Annotated in this window: 17 protein-coding genes, 1 tRNA gene and 1 pseudogene; 14 read left to right on the top strand and 5 right to left on the bottom strand. The window is 41.7% G+C overall.

Annotated elements, in window-relative coordinates; genetic code table 11:
• Positions 1-222: 222 nt before the first annotated feature.
• Together UYC_RS0108145 and lipA are read right to left on the bottom strand one after the other, a co-directional pair.
• Entirely contained in the window at positions 223-1,149 is a 927-nt protein-coding gene (locus UYC_RS0108145; RefSeq protein ID WP_016877313.1) for an NAD(P)H-dependent glycerol-3-phosphate dehydrogenase, read from the bottom strand.
• Positions 1,150-1,260: 111 nt separating this feature from the next.
• Entirely contained in the window at positions 1,261-2,208 is a 948-nt protein-coding gene (gene lipA / locus UYC_RS0108140; RefSeq protein ID WP_016877314.1) for a lipoyl synthase, read from the bottom strand.
• 290 nt (positions 2,209-2,498) lie between these two features.
• Here lipA and UYC_RS0108135 point away from each other — a divergent pair.
• The 10 genes and pseudogenes from UYC_RS0108135 (at position 2,499) to UYC_RS0108090 (ending at position 9,434) form a co-directional block, all read left to right on the top strand.
• Positions 2,499-2,572: transfer RNA gene (locus UYC_RS0108135), tRNA-Pro, on the top strand.
• 508 nt (positions 2,573-3,080) lie between these two features.
• Positions 3,081-3,425 (top strand): type I restriction-modification system subunit M N-terminal domain-containing protein, encoded by a 345-nt coding sequence (locus UYC_RS39415; RefSeq protein WP_016877315.1) that lies wholly within the window; start codon positions 3,081-3,083, stop codon positions 3,423-3,425.
• Between the two features lie 8 nt (positions 3,426-3,433).
• Positions 3,434-3,745: a hypothetical protein gene (locus UYC_RS39410; protein ID WP_016877316.1), complete on the top strand. Its 312-nt coding sequence runs from the start codon at positions 3,434-3,436 to the stop codon at positions 3,743-3,745.
• A 59-nt stretch (positions 3,746-3,804) separates the two neighbouring features.
• Positions 3,805-4,023 carry a type II toxin-antitoxin system HicB family antitoxin gene (locus UYC_RS0108120; RefSeq protein ID WP_026087646.1) on the top strand — a complete coding sequence of 73 codons (219 nt, stop codon included), beginning with the start codon at positions 3,805-3,807 and terminating at the stop codon, positions 4,021-4,023.
• The gene (locus UYC_RS0108115) at positions 4,023-4,262 is read left to right on the top strand and encodes a type II toxin-antitoxin system HicA family toxin (RefSeq protein ID WP_016877318.1); all 240 of its coding nucleotides are present in this window, start codon (positions 4,023-4,025) and stop codon (positions 4,260-4,262) included. The genes UYC_RS0108120 and UYC_RS0108115 overlap by 1 nt, the downstream gene beginning before the upstream one ends.
• Before the next feature lie 60 nt (positions 4,263-4,322).
• Positions 4,323-5,078, top strand: a complete 756-nt coding sequence (locus UYC_RS0108110; protein WP_016877319.1) for a restriction endonuclease subunit S — start codon at positions 4,323-4,325, stop codon at positions 5,076-5,078.
• Positions 5,026-5,253: pseudogene (locus tag UYC_RS36460) on the top strand (hypothetical protein); the annotation flags it as partial. The gene UYC_RS0108110 and the pseudogene UYC_RS36460, both read left to right, overlap by 53 nt.
• Positions 5,254-5,386: 133 nt before the next feature.
• The gene (locus UYC_RS0108100) at positions 5,387-6,217 is read left to right on the top strand and encodes a PD-(D/E)XK nuclease family protein (protein ID WP_016877321.1); all 831 of its coding nucleotides are present in this window, start codon (positions 5,387-5,389) and stop codon (positions 6,215-6,217) included.
• A 118-nt stretch (positions 6,218-6,335) separates the two neighbouring features.
• Positions 6,336-6,971: a GNAT family N-acetyltransferase gene (locus UYC_RS0108095; protein ID WP_016877322.1), complete on the top strand. Its 636-nt coding sequence runs from the start codon at positions 6,336-6,338 to the stop codon at positions 6,969-6,971.
• A gap of 84 nt (positions 6,972-7,055) precedes the next feature.
• Complete coding sequence (locus tag UYC_RS0108090) at positions 7,056-9,434, top strand: single-stranded-DNA-specific exonuclease RecJ (protein WP_016877323.1); 2,379 nt, start codon at positions 7,056-7,058, stop codon at positions 9,432-9,434.
• An 85-nt stretch (positions 9,435-9,519) separates the two neighbouring features.
• Here UYC_RS0108090 and UYC_RS0108085 read toward each other — a convergent pair whose 3' ends face one another.
• Entirely contained in the window at positions 9,520-10,242 is a 723-nt protein-coding gene (locus UYC_RS0108085) for a YdcF family protein (protein WP_016877324.1), read from the bottom strand.
• Positions 10,243-10,548: 306 nt separating this feature from the next.
• Here UYC_RS0108085 and ctpB point away from each other — a divergent pair, with 306 nt between their 5' ends.
• Positions 10,549-11,889 (top strand): carboxyl-terminal processing protease CtpB, encoded by a 1,341-nt coding sequence (gene ctpB / locus UYC_RS0108080; protein WP_016877325.1) that lies wholly within the window; start codon positions 10,549-10,551, stop codon positions 11,887-11,889.
• Between the two features lie 242 nt (positions 11,890-12,131).
• The gene (locus tag UYC_RS0108075) at positions 12,132-13,097 is read left to right on the top strand and encodes a glycosyltransferase family 2 protein (protein WP_016877326.1); all 966 of its coding nucleotides are present in this window, start codon (positions 12,132-12,134) and stop codon (positions 13,095-13,097) included.
• A gap of 62 nt (positions 13,098-13,159) precedes the next feature.
• Here UYC_RS0108075 and UYC_RS39865 read toward each other — a convergent pair whose 3' ends face one another.
• Positions 13,160-13,450 carry a M14 family metallopeptidase gene (locus tag UYC_RS39865; RefSeq protein WP_026087647.1) on the bottom strand — a complete coding sequence of 97 codons (291 nt, stop codon included), beginning with the start codon at positions 13,448-13,450 and terminating at the stop codon, positions 13,160-13,162.
• A 19-nt stretch (positions 13,451-13,469) separates the two neighbouring features.
• Positions 13,470-13,823 carry a M14 family metallopeptidase gene (locus UYC_RS40305; RefSeq protein WP_026087648.1) on the bottom strand — a complete coding sequence of 118 codons (354 nt, stop codon included), beginning with the start codon at positions 13,821-13,823 and terminating at the stop codon, positions 13,470-13,472.
• Positions 13,824-14,051: 228 nt separating this feature from the next.
• Between UYC_RS40305 and UYC_RS0108060 the strand changes: the two genes are divergently transcribed.
• Positions 14,052-14,741, top strand: a complete 690-nt coding sequence (locus UYC_RS0108060; RefSeq protein WP_016877327.1) for a GAF domain-containing protein — start codon at positions 14,052-14,054, stop codon at positions 14,739-14,741.
• Between the two features lie 187 nt (positions 14,742-14,928).
• Positions 14,929-15,624, top strand: a complete 696-nt coding sequence (locus tag UYC_RS0108055) for a response regulator transcription factor (protein WP_016877328.1) — start codon at positions 14,929-14,931, stop codon at positions 15,622-15,624.
• Positions 15,625-16,114 lie beyond the last annotated feature (490 nt).

Here is a 16,114-nt window from a genome sequence, read left to right as displayed (position 1 = left end):
GGGGAGGCAACGTGCCCTTAGAGGTTTTCTCGTTGAGTGCGGTTGCCGTGCGGGTTTTTTAGATATTTTGTCATCCTAGAGAGATTGTTGTTAAAACCCGCCCGTATAGTAGTTAGGGAAAAATAACCAAAAAATAACTACTGTAAGGAGGGTTTAACTAAATATCTCAGTGAAATGACTAAGATATTTATGTCAATCCGCTTTACAACTACCAGCAATTTACTAGTGATATTCCGGCTTGATGTCTCGCAGCATGAGTTCTTCAAGCGCTTGTCGGGGAGTAACTTCACCCTGAAGTAAACGATAAACCTGCTCGGTAATTGGCGTGGAAATGTTTTGCTGTTTGGATCGCTGCATTAATACTTTAGTCGTATTGATGCCCTCAGCTGTTCCTTGCAAGTGAGCGAGAATTTCTGTCAAAGTTTTGCCGCAAGCTAGTTGGTAGCCAACTTGATAATTGCGGCTCAAAGGACTGTTACAGGTGGCAAGCAAATCGCCTAAACCAGACAAACCGTAAAATGTTTCCTGCTTTCCACCCCAATGCAAGCCGATGCGAACCATCTCTGTTAAACCACGGGTAACTAAAGCAGCTTTAGCATTGGTTCCCAACTGCAAACCATCACACACACCGGCAGCGATCGCAATCACATTCTTAAGTGTTCCCCCTAGTTCTACTCCTAAAGTGTCCGTATTGGTATAAACGCGGAAACGATGAGAAGACAAAACCAGCTGCACATCCTCAGCAGCACTGATAACGCTGCTAGCAACTACCGTTGCAGCTGGTAATTTCTGTTGAATTTCGGCAGATAAATTCGGCCCGGAAAGCACCACTATTGGATGATGGGGAAAAGCTTCTTGCCAAATTTGTGAAGGTGTGCAGGTGGTTTGAGGATCTAAACCTTTCGTTGCCGTGACAAAAATTATTTCTGGAGAAAGGGATAAAGACTTCAGCCCAGAAACAACATCTCTTACACCCTTCATCGAAACTGCTGAAAGGATAATTTCAGCACCCTCTAATACCTCTGCCAAAGTTTTGGAACCCCGACGCGACCAAACATGGACTTTGTGACCATTCGTTGATGCCAAAGTTGCCAAGGCACTTCCCCAAGCACCCGCACCCAGAATTACTACTGATTTGGAATTAGTCATTGGTCATTGGCCGTTGGTCATTAGTCATTGGTTAGTAGGGGCGGGTTTATTTTAGATATTTCGTTATTTTGAGAGATTACTAATAAAATCCGCCCGTACAGTGGTTAGTAGTTAGTGGTTAGTAGTTGGTTGTTCTCCTCTGCACCCCTGCTCCTCTGCTCCTGGTGCTTTCTTGTCCCCTTGTCCTCTTCTACGGGGGTAACGTTCCATCAATTCTCTGACTTGTTCTGCATGATAGGAGCTTCTGGTCAATGGAGAAGAAACAACTTGTAAAAATCCTAATTCTTCGCCAAATGCTTTCCAGGCAGCAAATTGATCTGGGTGGATAAATCCATCTACTTTCAAATGTTTTTGGCTGGGTTGGAGGTATTGCCCAATCGTTAAAATATCACAATCCACCGATCGCAAATCTCTCATGACTAGGCGAATTTCTTCATCAGTTTCGCCTAGTCCCACCATAATCCCGGATTTTGTATAAATCCACGGTGCCAGTTGACGGGAACGCTCCAGTAATTCCAGCGTGCGATCATAATTACCTTGGGGACGCACGCGGCGATACAAGCGCGGAACCGTTTCTGTGTTGTGGTTGAGAACTTCTGGCTGTGCTTGCAAAATTAACTCCAACGCTTCCCAATTACCGCACAGATCGGGAATTAAAACTTCGATGGTAGTGTTGGGTGAGATGGCGCGAATTCCTTCAATACAACCAACAAACTGGGATGCACCTCCATCCGGCAAATCATCGCGGTTTACAGAAGTGATGACCACATGATTTAGCTTCATGCGGCGCACTGCTTCCGCCAGTCGTGCAGGTTCCGTCGGGTCTAGGGGTTTGGGTTTTTTCTCAAAATCTATATCGCAGTAAGGACAAGCACGCGTACAAGCCGGCCCCATAATCAAAAATGTCGCCGTACCAGCATTGAAGCACTCACCAATATTTGGACAAGACGCTTCCTCACAAACCGTATTTAGGGCTAAATCCCGCAAAATCTCCTTAACATTACCCACACGCTCCCATTGAGGCGCTTTTACCCGCAACCAGTCTGGCTTTACAGTCACAATTTGCCTTCACCACTTAAAGTTAGTTATCAAAGTTAATGGTAGCAAGTTCCGACAAAAGCGGAGCTGATGTCTGAAGTATGAAATAATCTTCTGTTCCCTGTTCCCTGTTCCCTGTTCCCTGTTCCCTGTTCCCTGTTCCCTGTCCCCTGTTCCCTGTTCCCTGTTCCCTGTTCCCTGTCCCCTGTTCCCTATCCCCTGTTCCCTATCCCCTTCCCCTATGCCCTATCCCCTCATTTGTAATTTCCCCTAGCCTGTGATATTCTCTATTTATGTTGGCATTACTGTGCCGGGATGTAGCGCAGCTTGGTAGCGCACTTCGTTCGGGACGAAGGGGCCGCTGGTTCGAATCCAGTCATCCCGATTTTTGTGCAAAGCGACAAATTATTTGTCCGTGACGACAGAATTATTTGTCAAAAAACCTAAAACGACAAATTATTTTTAATCTCCACTATACACAGTGTCGGAGTTGTCCCTAACTAAGTGCGCCCTTCAACTCTTCTAATTGAAATAAATATCTCACCTAGTAACAACACAAATCTTCTTTCAACCACCCCTAGACGGGATGGTCGTTGAAACCTTGTGAAAAGTCGTAGGGGAGTTCAAGGGTTATGGGTAAAATTGCTGTAAGACTTGTATAATATATGTCCTGAAAGTTTTTGAACATTGATTTCTCAGTCTTTGTGAGAAATCCAGGTTTACACCTACATCAATCTGAAAGTTCAATCTAGACTTGGCAGTCTTAGATTGGAGTAACTATGTACGGTTTTTTAACCGTGATTTAGCACTCAACGAATCGCACCCTCATTTCACCTTCTAGGTGCAAGATAGGAGCCAAGCCATTAATATTAAAAATCCCACAGTAAAGCTAAATGTTCGAGCAAACTTTTAAAAATATTGATGATGTTCTCTGGAAAGAGGCAGGTTGTACTACAGAGTTAGATTACACGGAGCAAACCTCTTGGCTACTGTTTCTAAAGTATTTGGATGATTTGGAGCAGGAAAGGGCGCTAGAGGCAGAACTAGTAGGTAAACCTTATGAATTTATTATTGATGAGGCGCATCGCTGGTCGTCTTGGGCAACACCGAAAAAAGCGGACGGTACATTGGATCATGATAACGCGCTGATAGGCGATGATCTGATTGATTATGTCAACCGCAAATTATTCCCATATTTACAGAGTTTCAAGCAACGTTTTCTCAGGGAAAACCTTTAACTCAGGGAATGGCAACTCAGAAAATTTGGTATTACCAACTCGATCCGGGGCGTAGTTTGGGGAAAACGAATGCGCTGAATGATGAGGATTTGCGCGAGTTTGTAGAGTTACAGGCTACGTTTGCACTATCAGAAAAATCTTGGCTGGTGGATATTGCTGATGTCGATCGGGAGACATTTGATTTGTCGGTGAAGAATCCAAATAAAGCTGAGGAATCGACGTTACGAGAACCACAGGAAATTCTGGATGAAATTGCGGCTTTGGATGCGGAGAGTGCGGAGATTTTGGCGGGAATTATGCAGTTGACAATGGACAGTTGACAATTAGCAGATTATGTTACGTTTTTTTTGGATATCCAATTAATTTAGTTGATGTAACTATGAAAAATATCAAAATCATTGTGGAAAAGCACCCTGATGGTTATGTTGCCTATCCTTTAGGTATTCAAGGGGTTGTAGTTGGTGAGGGTGACACCTATGAAGAAGCTTTAAATGATGTGCGATCGGCTATTTTATTTCATGTCGAAACTTTTGGAGAATCGGTGCTAGAATCTGATTCCCCAATACTCGAAGCTTTTGTGGCAGAGGCAAACGTTTAATGGCAAAGTTTCCTGTTGATGCCCCTAAATCAAAAGTAATTAAGGTGCTTGAGGGTTTTGGATTTTCAATAATCAGAGAAAAAGAACATATTTCTATGATTAGACAAAATTCTGATGGCACAAATACTCCTTTAACTTTGCCAAATCATAAACTAATTAAAGGTTCTACCCTCAGAAGTATCTGCACTCAATCTGGGATTTCACGGGATGATTTTATTGCTGCTTATGAACAAGTTTAGAAGTATAGCGGTTTTGGATGCGGAAAGTGCAAAGATGTTGGCTGGTATTGAGGGGATGGTATGCAGTTGAGAGTTGATAGTGGACAGTTGCCAGTGGGTTGGGAAATCAAATATTTAGATAAACTTTGTGAAAATCTAGATAGCAAACGAGTACCTATCACAAAGTTTTCAAGAAAATCTGGCAACATTCCCTATTATGGTGCTTCTGGTATTGTTGATTACGTTGACAATTACATCTTTGATGAAGATTTACTTTTAGTGTCTGAAGATGGTGCGAATCTTTTGGCAAGAAGCTATCCAATAGCATTCTCAATTACAGGTAAGACGTGGGTAAATAACCACGCTCATGTACTCCGCTTTAAAGAAAAAATTACACAGAGTTTCATCGAATATTATTTAAATTCCATCTCCCTTGAGCCGTATGTAAGTGGTATGGCTCAACCAAAACTTAATCAAAAATCACTAAACTCAATACCCATTCCATTTCCACCACTGCCTGAACAAAGGCGGATTGTGGCAATTTTGGATGAGGCGTTTGAGGGGATTGATAGAGCGATCGCAAACACCGAAAAAAACCTCGCCAACTCCCGCGAATTATTTGAAAGCTATCTAAACGCCATCTTCACCCAGAAAGGCAACGGGTGGACAGAGACAAAGTTAGGGGATGTGTGTGAAAAGGTAGAATATGGTTCGTCTGCTAAATCCCTGGCAGAAGGAGAAATTCCTGTATTAAGAATGGGAAATATTCAAAAGACCCTTATAGAAAACTATCCCCACCATTCTCACCACCTCCCACAAGCTGTCCACTGGGGTTGATGCCCGAAACGTGCGTAACATCGTGCTGATGCGCCCCATCAACTCGATGATTGAATTTAAACAAATTATTGGTCGCGGTACTCGCCTATTTGAAGGGAAGGACTACTTCACCATTTATGATTTCGTCAAAGCCTACGAACACTTCAACGATCCTGAATGGGATGGCGAACCCCAATCTTTTAGCCAGTAATAATTTCCGTCTTAATCGAATTATCATCACCTGTGCCGAAAGTTGATGACCTCCGGATTACTACGGTTATATTAAGAGCGATCGCCTGTGGACAAATGTGAATCGCTATCTTAAAAGTATGCTATCCACTCAACCTCAACTTCTGCGAATTTCCCAAGGACAACTTAATCTTTTAGAACGTTGTCCCCGCCAATTCCAACACACCTATTTAGAACAACTTCATTCTCCCGCCGATCCAGAACGCGAAGAACACCAAACCTTGGGGAGCCGCTTTCACCTGTTGATGCAGCAGCGAGAAATGGGTTTATCAATTGATGGTTTCTTGCAAGCAGATCCACAATTGCAAACTTGGATGACAGCTTTTGCTAATGCTGCACCAGAAATTTTAATGCCTGTTGTCGATAGTCAAATTTTTCGTGAAAGCGAACACTATCGCACGCTGCAAGTTAAAAATTATTTACTGACAGTTGTCTACGATTTATTAATAGCAGACAACCAGCAAGCACAAATTTTTGATTGGAAAACTTATCCCAAACTACCAAACAAACACAAATTAGAACAAAATTGGCAGACACGTCTATATACTTACGTATTGGCTGAAACCAGCGATTATCTACCAGAAAATATTTCCATGACTTACTGGTTTGTCCAGTCTGAAGGTAAACCGCAAAGTATTAAATTTAGTTATAGTACTGTTCAACACGAGAAAACAGCTAAGAAGCTTACACAACTATTAAGTAAATTAAACCAATGGCTAGAACGTTACCACCAGGGAGAAGATTTTCCGCAAGTACCAGAGGGTAACAAAGCTTGCGAGTATTGCCAGTTTGCAACGAGATGCGATCGCGATCGCACCAATTCTGAACTGACATCTGTGACAAATTCTTCTCCCAATGCAGTGAACCTTAACCTACTGAATCTCGCTAACATTCAAGAAGTATCACTGTAAAGGGACTAAGGACTGGGGACAAATCAATTAAAAATTAAAAATGTAAAATTAAAAATTTTTACTTTTTAATTTTCTAGCTCCTAGCCCCTAGCCTCTAACCCCTAATCCCTACTATTTTATGCTTCCACAAGAATTTGATGCGGTTTATGTCCGCGAATTAGGAATTGACGATATAGCCCCCGTTTATCATTTAGGAGAAGAATTATTTACTAGTGATTTATATCCCTATCTATACCGTTGCTGGGATGAGTGGGAGGTGATTGGACTTTACAATACCGATCCAGAATACTGCCTTGTTGCCGAAATCGACGGGCAATTAGCAGGATTTATTTTAGGAACTATTATTACTAAGGCTTCTTGGACTTACGGGTATATTCTATGGTTAGGAGTTAGTCCCAAATTTCAGCGTCGCCGAGTAGGAGACAAACTTGTTGATACAGTCATCGCCCGCATGATTGAAGATGGGGCGAGATTCATGTTAGTAGACACCGATCCAGAAAATGATTCAGCAGTCAAGTTTTTTACCCGCAAAGGTTTTGGTAATATTCGCCAGCATATTTTCTTGTCGATGAATCTAAGCAGACATGAGCATTATGGCAGACTCATTGATTACGAGCGCCAAAAAGCTGAAAGGGCTGGTTATAAACGCTCTCGCCCAATCCGCACTCGCAAACCCGAAGGCGTTGCTAGTGAAGTTGCCCTCAATGCCTTAATCAGTGAATCTCACATCACTGATGAACAAACGCCTGTTTAGTTGGTAATAGCTAATAGTTAATTGTTAATAGTTAATTGTTCATTGCTATTAACCATTAACCATTAACCCTTAACCATTAACTATATGCAGTGGATTCTTGCATCAGATGAAAAACCACCGGAGTGGTTCTTACAAGCGATTAAGCAGTATACACCTACATCAAGCGGCTATTTTGCGGCGCAGTTGTTATGGCAACGAGGTATACGAGATGCTTCGCAGCTAACGGCTTTTGTCAATCCAAAAGCTTATCAACCAGCAAGCCCATTTGAGTTTGGGCAAGAAATGCAACTGGCGGTGGAACGGTTGCAAAGGGCATGGAAAACTGGTGAAAAAATCGCGATTTGGGGAGACTTCGATGCTGATGGCATTACTTCCACGGCTGTATTGTGGGATGGTTTGGGGCAGTTTTTTGCTCAAAATACGCACTTAATTTATTACATTCCCAATCGCCTGACAGAATCCCATGGCCTTAACTATCAAGGCATTGATAATTTAGCTAAACAAGGCTGCACGTTAATTGTGACTTGCGATACGGGCAGCACAAATACTGAGGAAATTACTTATGCTCAACAACTAGGTTTAGATATTATTGTTACAGACCATCATACCCTGCCAGCGGAACGTCCTCCTGTAACTGCCATTATCAATCCCCGCTATTTACCAAATGACCATCAATTGTTTCATCTTTCTGGAGTAGCAGTCGCTTATAAGTTGGTGGAGGCTTTGTATCAAACCTTGCCAAATGTCCCGCAACAATCTTTAGAAGATTTATTGGATTTAGTAGCTGTGGGACTAATTGCTGATTTAGTACAACTAAGTGGAGATTGTCGCTATTTGGCACAGTTGGGAATTGAGCGACTGCAAGAAGATTTTAAGCAACCTCCGTCACTGCGGCGGCGTCCGGGAGTAGGGCGATTGTTAGAATTGTGCCAAAAAAGTGGCGATCGCCCCACAGATATTTCCTTTGGTCTTGGGCCGCGCATTAATGCCGTTAGTCGTATTCAAGGCGATGCCAGCTTCTGCGTAGAATTACTGACTAGTCGTGACCCCAGGCGTGTCAATCAACTGGCAGAAGTCACAGAATTAGCCAACTCTCGCCGCAAGTCTCTACAAAAAGAAGTGGTAGAGCAAGTTAAGCAAAAGCTCAACCAAATGGACTTATCCACGACTAGTGTCATAGTCTTATCAGATTCCCAGTGGGCTGTTGGTGTTTTGGGCTTAGTCGCAGGGCAAGTAGCACAGGAGACAGGAAAACCGACAATTTTGCTGAGTACAGAAGGGACTGGGGACTGGCGACTAGGGACTAGGGAAGATGAAACTAGCCCCCAGCCCCTAGTCCCTAGCCCCTCTATATTGGCGCGTGGTTCTGCCCGCTCCATCAACTCAGTCGATTTATACCAACTAGTAAAAAACCAAGCCCATCTTTTGCATCGCTTTGGCGGACACCCCTATGCAGCAGGTTTAAGTTTGCCAGTTGAGAATATTCCTTTGTTTACAGAGGCCATTAACCAACAACTGCGGCAAACTTTGGGAGGCGTCACTTTAACATCAACAATACAAGCAGACTTAGTGGTGACAGTTGCAGACTTGGGAAAAGAATTATTTTTAGAACTAAAACTGTTAGAACCTTGTGGCATGGGTAATCCTGTGCCAAAGTTACTGATCCAAAACTGCTGGTTTGAAAATGCTTGGCATCGCAACCAACAAGATTGGCAGGGGAAAAAAGTGCAGTACATCAAAACTGAGTTTGATATTCGGGATAATTCGACAAAAAATCCTTTCCCTGGGGTATGGTGGGGACACCATAAAGATGAATTACCATCGGGGCAATGTGATTGCATTGCAGAGTTAGACTACAATACCTTCAAAAAACGCTACGAAATTCGATTGATTACTGTACGTCCTAGTGAACAATTTACCCAAGTAACTCAACCATCTATACCAATCTTGGACTGGCGTAATATTCCTACTCTTCCCCTCACTCCTTCACCCCCTCACCCTCTCCTCCTCAAAGAATGCCCCACCAGCTGGGATGATTTACGGGCATGGTTGAGGCGATCGCTTCACAATCAGCAACCTTTGGCGATCGCATGGTCAAAACCCGAACGCCAACCACCAGAGCAAATTTGGCTAACGCTTGTAGGAATTGCCAAATATCTCAGCCGCACTAATCAAATAGTCACGCGTGTCCAACTTTTACAGAAATTAGGAATCAGCAACTCCAGTTTGCTTTTGGGTTTCAAAGCCTTAAAATATATAGGTTTTACAGTCCAACGACAAGACCTCTATTTGCAAATTAGTCAGGATGCAAACGCTGAATCAACTCTTGCAGAGGTTGCCATTGACCAATTTTTAGCAGCTGTCCGCGAAGAACAATTTCAGCGCCAATATTTTGCTGACGTGCCTTTATCGACAATTTTGGCGATCGCAGTTCAGCCTACTTTTAATCAAGGTAATTTCTAAGTTTGAAAGATGATCCAATTTCCTTGAGAATGTAAAAAACTTGAGATAATCCTCAACGTTATTCAACAATTCAGCTTGATGAAAATTATTGCTCTTTTTTGTTGGTTCTAGTATTAGTTAAATTTCCCTGCCGTTCACAGTGAAAACCCCGATACTGCCAAGCTTCTATATTCACATCTTCTAATCTTTTCACTTCCTGGCATTGGGGCTGAATAATCTGACTCAGTCCTGCCCAAAACAAGCTGCGAGTGACATCCAGTCCAGTTTTCACCCCAAACTCTCTATTACCAGGGATTCCACGTTCTTGGACAATCTCTGTTTCCATCCAAATCCCATGTGCGCCCAAAAGAATCTGTCCCAGCCACTTAGCTCGTGGTAGGTGGGTTGGAGAAGTAATTAACATGACTTTATGCACATTCCAGCGACGCAGAATCGGGATACCATAGTAAAAATTATCAAAAGTTGAATCAGCGCACTTCTCCAAAGTAACATTCTTCATGGAAGCCCCTTCTTTCTGAAAAATCAGCCAAATACAGGGTTCTGGAGAACCCTGAGAAATTAAAATTTGAGATTTGGGGTACTGTTTTGTTAATTTAGCAACATAAATTTCCCTACGAATACTACCACCAAGTACAAATAAGGCATCCACTGGCTTGGAAGATGCCAAAACTAACGTTATAGTGATAAACACTAGCCAAATGCTAAGGAGAAGACCCAGCCAAATCGCTATTTTCTGTAAAAATCCCCACTCTTTACTTAGTAGGATTTTGCGACGGCGAAATTGATTACCTTGAACTTTACGGTTCATGACGGATTTATATAAAATTTAAGTTACTGAAACTTCTTAATCTTTAGAATTAAGTTAGCCTAGTAAAATCTACTATTAGGTAATAATGAGTGCAAATATGGCACTGATGAAAGTGTTATACAAATACAGTAAGCTGACTTGCAAGTTGACGAAGACAAGGAAACTTCTTGAAAAATTACGCACTATTTTCAGAACTCTTTAAAGGAAAAAAGATGAAAAAATTTATAGCTCAGTAGGAAAACTTATAAATTTCCAAAAAGCTTGATTGCTAAATTGTCAACCACACAATTATTCCAGCTAATATACATGAAACAATCTACAAAACGGTACTCGCTGCTGCAAGTGGCTTTGATTGGAGGGGCGATCGCTTCTACGGCTACTTTATCTGTATTTGGAACAGTTTGGTGTCGTTCTGTTCGTGCAGCACTACAAGATAGCCCCAAACAGGTAGTTGACCAAGTATGGCAATTGGTAAATCGTGAATATGTAGATGGTTCGTTTAACAAAAAAAATTGGCAGGCAATAAGAGTTAGTCTTTTGAGCAAAGACTATACTTCCCGCGAACAAGCCTACACTGCCATTCGCGAAGCTCTACAACAGTTAAACGATCCATACACTCGGTTTATGGATCCCAAACAGTTTGAAGCCCTGACTAGCCAAACATCTGGGGAAGTCTCTGGCATTGGCATCAGGATGGAAATGAATGAAAAAACCAAGCGACTAACCGTTGTAGAAGCTTTGGAAAATTCGCCAGCAATGAAAGCGGGAGTCAAGCCTGGAGATGAGATTGTGGCGATTAACGGTAAATCTACCCATCAGATGAAAATCGAAGATGCTTCCAAGTTGATTCGAGGTAGGGCGGGTACAATCATAACCTTGCGCTTGCAAAGGGATGGGCAAAATGCTTTTGATTTAAAGCTAACACGGGCAACTATAGAAGTGCCTACAGTACGTTATGCTCTCAAGCAAGAAGGTAATCGCCGTATTGGTTATATCCGCTTGCGGGAATTTAGTGGCCATGCTGCAGATCAAATGCGCCGAGCTATCCGCGATTTGAACAGCAAGCAAGTCAATGGCTTTGTATTGGACTTGCGCGGCAATCCTGGTGGTTTGTTGCAAGCGAGTATTGAAATTGCTCGGATGTGGCTAAATGATGGCCCAATCGTTCGCACGGTAGATCGAAAAGGTGCCAGCGATCAAACCAAAGCCAATCAAACTGCTCTAACCAACCGCCCCCTTGTAGTGCTTGTGGATAATAACTCAGCTAGTGCCAGCGAGATCCTAGCAGGCGCACTCAAGGATAATAAACGAGCGACAGTAGTTGGCACTCAAACTTTTGGCAAAGCCCTAGTACAATCAGTACATGAATTAGCAGATGGTTCTGGCGTAGCAATCACCATCGCCCATTATTACACCCCTCAAGGAACAGATATTAGTCAGAAAGGCATTGCGCCTCATATAAAACTAGATTTAACAGAGGAACAACAGCGTCAGTTAGCCTCTAACCCAGATTTATTAGGAACTCAAAACGACCCTCATTATACCCGTGCTTTGGCAATTCTTTCTAGCAATCACTTTGCCAAGCCTTTACAAAATCAACCATCCCAAAAACCAATCAGCGCTCGCGCCAGGGATTTGCGATTGTAGATTCGTTCGAGATTAGGAATTGGGAATACTAAAAACGAAACATCAGGTTAGTGGTTAGCAGGGGCGGGTTTATTTAGATATTTCGTCATCCTAGAGAGATTGTTGTTCAAACCCGCACGGCAGTCGCACTCGACGCGCTTAACCCGCAAGGGCGCGCTGCCTCCCGTACAGTAATTAGTAGAAAATTCCACTAAATACTAACCACTAGCTGCTAATAATCCCAAATCCAAAAAGTTGAATTTATGAATGAACTAGTTCATGCAACTACCAGTGATGCCTTTTTACCAAGGGTATCACTGGTTATTCCTATTTATAACGGTGAAGCAGATTTACCAGAGTTAATTAATTGCCTGCTGGCTCAAACTTACCCAAAACAAAAGCTGGAGTACTTGTTGGTAGATAATAACAGTAGCGATCGCACTGCTGTTATATTGCAAGAAATTGCCACAAAATTTCCCTCGCTCATTCGTATAGAGAGCGAAAATCAAATTCAAAGTTCCTACGCCGCCCGCAACAAAGGTATTCGTGCTGCCACTGGCGAGATTGTAGCCTTTACTGATGCTGACTGTCGCCCCCAGCCAAAATGGTTAGAAGTATTAATTGCACCTTTTATTAATCTTGATATAGCGATCGTTGTCGGTGAAATTACGGCATTATCTCCAAACAACTTACTAGAACACTTTGCCGCTCGCCAAGAAACTCTATCACAAAAACATACCCTTGCCCATAAGTTTTGTCCTTACGGTCAAACTGCAAATTTAGCAATTCGACGACAAGCACTACAAAAAGTGGGTTTATTTCGTCCCTATCTTGATTCTGGTGGCGATGCCGATATTTGTTGGCGAATTCAACAAGAAAATATCGGGCGTTTGGAATTTGCTCCTGAAGCGATCGTGCAGCACCGACACCGAAATACACTTAAAGAATTAGAAAGTCAATGGCGACGCTATGGACGTTCTAATCGCTATTTGCATGAGTTACATGGCGTGGAGTTAATGCGGGACATCACACTTAAAGAATGTGGTTATCGGTTAGCACGTTGGTTATTCAAGGAATTACCTACAGATAGCATCAAATCTTTAGCTGGCAGAGCCTCTCTTGTAGACTTATTAAATACTCCTATTGGTTTATTTACTGCTAGGGCACGTGCAGCAGGACAAAGGGAAGCCAAAATACTAGAAACAGCGAAGATAATTGAGACGCTGTGAGCAACCCGCACGGCAGTCGCTACACTACGGGGAGAACCCACAAAGGCGTGCTGTCTCCCCTACTAATCATCAAGGGCGACTGGCTTCCAATGTTCATAAATAGTTAGTTTTCTGTTTGTCTGCTCAATTGCACCACTGTTCAAGTTCTCTAAATAATCAAGGATAGTCTGAATCAGGCTTTCAGTTTGTTGAAATAAAGCTGCATTTAAAATACCTGATGCGATCGCTCCAACTTCGATAGCAAAACCATTTTCACACAAGGAATTTAAAAAGGAGCTATCTTTTCCTGGCTCAACCCAGCTATAAACTTTTATAGATGGTTCTATAGCAGTTAGATATGCTGCTAGTTTCACATTAAATAATTCTGATTGACTAAAATGAGCGAAACACCCATATTAGCAGTCGTACTGTGCAAATCCAAAATAAAATTAACTTGAAAATTACCTTTGAGGTCGAGAGTCTATTCAGAAATTTGGCTTGTTTTTCTTCTAAATAACAAGGGCTATCATTTTGTAAATCGGCAGTCGCAAAACAGCGATTTAAATCTTTATCAATATATCTTTTGACGGTATTAAAAACCCATATATTAGCAATTATTGTTTGTGTTTTAAAACTTGGTCTTTGAACTAATTTCGGAATTTTATTAAACTTATTAATTAGATATACACCTGTAAACTCGTTCCCATGAGTTCCTCCCACGATTGCTACTCGGTTAATATTTACCATCTTATTGAAAGTAAATATACTAAAAGGTGAATAAGATAAATACAAAATAGTTCACTCGTAGTTATTATCCCTCTAATGGGATAGTTAGTAAATACACATTCATTCAAATCTATAATGCCAGTATTATTCCAATATTATTATTGCCATACCTCTAATTTATAAAAAAGCTATAATTTTTAGAAATGTTACAACCATTTAAAACTTGGTATCGACTGGAGTCAAATAATAATGTTTTGGGCAGACCATATTGGTTTACAAAGATTCTATAAAGGTTGGAAAGTACGAATAGGTCGCAAACCTACCGACATAAAAGCCCAGTTGGCACAATCCTTGCAAAAGGAATTGCAGTGGGTACAAGAGTATATGTCTGTAGATACTGTTACGTTTCTACTACCTGTTGAAGGTCAACAGAATTTATCTGTTTATGCCACTATAGGACTTGAGGAAGAGATTTCACAGCAAATCCGTGTTCCTATAGGACAGGGCTTTGCCGGTCATATTGCCGCAAGCATGAAGCCTATGGTAGTTGATAACTTATCAAAGGTAGAGGTTGTAAGTCCAGTTCTGCGCCACAAGGATCTTAAATCACTTGTTGGCATACCAATACCGATCAAACAGGGTATGGTCGGAGTTCTGCACGTTGGTACTTACCAGTCCCATAATTTCAGTGAGCACGATGTACACCAACTCCAACTAGTTGCACATCGCATCAGGTGGATGATCAAAGATGCAGGCATTTTCAATTTTGAGTGCAGTTCCCACAACCAGGAAGGTTGCTTTGACGTCTTTGGCTTGAATGTTCGTCTATTGTTTGCATTAAATTACCATACTTTGAAAGCGCGAGTACTGAGACTAGCAAGTTTTGCTCAAAGTTGCAATGGCTCCAAACAAGGAAAAGTTCAATTTGCTCATCCATGAAAGATTTTTGAACAAACTAAAGTAATTTAAGATTGTGGGGGCATTGTATGTCCCCAATTGATGACAAAAGTTTATAAATATTTACTTAAAAGCATTTGAACCAATTAGAGTAGAGTTTATTTGCTTTTACAACAGCCTGCTTATTTTCGCTAGATTGTAAATAAAGTTGAGGAAAGGAAATTTTTAGATGTCAGCACAACTGTTACTGGTAGATGATGAACCGGGATTGCGTGAAGCAGTGAAAGATTATTTACAAGAAAGCGGTTTCAGCGTTCAAGTTGCCAGTAACGCTCGTGAAGGCTGGGAATTGATGCAACAAAGTTTACCGGATCTTGTGATTTCCGACATCATGATGCCTCAGGTGGATGGCTATCAGTTCCTTAAGCAGATGCGCGAAGATCCTCGTTTTCAGGCACTGCCAGTGATATTTCTAACGGCTAAAGGCATGACAACTGATCGCATCCAAGGTTATCAAGCCGGAGTAGATGCCTATTTGCCCAAACCCTTCGATCCCGATGAATTAGTGGCAATAGTCGAAAACTTGCTTGCTCGCCGCGCCACCAAAGCTCAAGCCGCAACTGAAGAGGGTGAAACGCCCGATATAGCCGATCTAGCCAATCAAATTGCCCAAATCAAAGCACTATTAACTCAAAAAAACGCGCTTGCTCAATCTCCACCACCTTTCACAATTGACTTAACCCCCAGAGAACAAAGTGTTTTAAATTTGGTAGCTGAAGGGTTGATGAATAAAGAAATAGCTAGACGCTTAGATACTAGCGTTCGCAATGTTGAAAAGTATGTTAGCCGCTTGTTTAGTAAAACTGGTACAAATAGCCGCACCGAATTGGTTCGTTTTGCCCTCGAACACGGTCTGGCTAAATAAAACATTTTGTCTATCATAATCAGTGTGGCTTCTAACCACAACACTATTCACGATTGTGGTGGTTAGAAACCGCACTGAGGTGATAACAGGGAAACCACTGTAACTATACTCACCTTCCAAGATATTACTATCTGTCAAGTTAAAATTGATAGGTCAAAATTGACTTGATGTAATTTACAGAGAATTTACAATCCAAAAGTCAGAATTTAAAATTCCAAGTTTTAAGTACTGTGGCACCCTTTGTTTTTACTCAGCAAAACAGAAATCAGTCAAAGAAGCAGAGTCTGTAATAACAATTGTTAATAGCTAATACCTCGGCAATTAGAAACAAAAGAACTGGTTCTAGCAAATACCTGGAAATATAATTTCAAAATCTGAAACCTTTGAAAAAATAACAACGAGTACGCTTTGTTAGTCGTTTGTCCTTTGTCTTTTGTATTACAAATGACTAATGACTAATGACAACCCTCACGAGTAAAGGTGTAAATTC

It is taken from the genome of Chlorogloeopsis fritschii PCC 6912, from assembly GCF_000317285.1.
Lineage (GTDB): Bacteria > Cyanobacteriota > Cyanobacteriia > Cyanobacteriales > Nostocaceae > Chlorogloeopsis > Chlorogloeopsis fritschii.
Note: the sequence above shows the minus strand (reverse complement) of the source record. Positions and strands in the feature narration are given on the sequence as shown.

Excerpts from the sequence above, each read along its gene's own strand:
- UYC_RS0108060 (WP_016877327.1), top strand. The coding sequence starts at position 14,052 with ATGTTTTGGGCAGACCATATTGGTTTACAAAGATTCTATAAAGGTTGG.
- UYC_RS0108095 (WP_016877322.1), top strand. The coding sequence starts at position 6,336 with ATGCTTCCACAAGAATTTGATGCGGTTTATGTCCGCGAATTAGGAATT.
- ctpB (WP_016877325.1), top strand. The coding sequence starts at position 10,549 with ATGAAACAATCTACAAAACGGTACTCGCTGCTGCAAGTGGCTTTGATT.
- UYC_RS39415 (WP_016877315.1), top strand. The coding sequence starts at position 3,081 with ATGTTCGAGCAAACTTTTAAAAATATTGATGATGTTCTCTGGAAAGAG.
- UYC_RS0108055 (WP_016877328.1), top strand. The coding sequence starts at position 14,929 with ATGTCAGCACAACTGTTACTGGTAGATGATGAACCGGGATTGCGTGAA.
- UYC_RS39410 (WP_016877316.1), top strand. The coding sequence starts at position 3,434 with ATGGCAACTCAGAAAATTTGGTATTACCAACTCGATCCGGGGCGTAGT.
- UYC_RS0108100 (WP_016877321.1), top strand. The coding sequence starts at position 5,387 with ATGCTATCCACTCAACCTCAACTTCTGCGAATTTCCCAAGGACAACTT.
- UYC_RS0108075 (WP_016877326.1), top strand. The coding sequence starts at position 12,132 with ATGAATGAACTAGTTCATGCAACTACCAGTGATGCCTTTTTACCAAGG.
- UYC_RS0108145 (WP_016877313.1), bottom strand. The coding sequence starts at position 1,149 with ATGACTAATTCCAAATCAGTAGTAATTCTGGGTGCGGGTGCTTGGGGA.
- UYC_RS0108115 (WP_016877318.1), top strand. The coding sequence starts at position 4,023 with ATGGCAAAGTTTCCTGTTGATGCCCCTAAATCAAAAGTAATTAAGGTG.
- UYC_RS0108090 (WP_016877323.1), top strand. The coding sequence starts at position 7,056 with ATGCAGTGGATTCTTGCATCAGATGAAAAACCACCGGAGTGGTTCTTA.
- UYC_RS40305 (WP_026087648.1), bottom strand. The coding sequence starts at position 13,823 with ATGGTAAATATTAACCGAGTAGCAATCGTGGGAGGAACTCATGGGAAC.
- UYC_RS0108110 (WP_016877319.1), top strand. The coding sequence starts at position 4,323 with ATGCAGTTGAGAGTTGATAGTGGACAGTTGCCAGTGGGTTGGGAAATC.
- UYC_RS0108085 (WP_016877324.1), bottom strand. The coding sequence starts at position 10,242 with ATGAACCGTAAAGTTCAAGGTAATCAATTTCGCCGTCGCAAAATCCTA.
- UYC_RS0108120 (WP_026087646.1), top strand. The coding sequence starts at position 3,805 with ATGAAAAATATCAAAATCATTGTGGAAAAGCACCCTGATGGTTATGTT.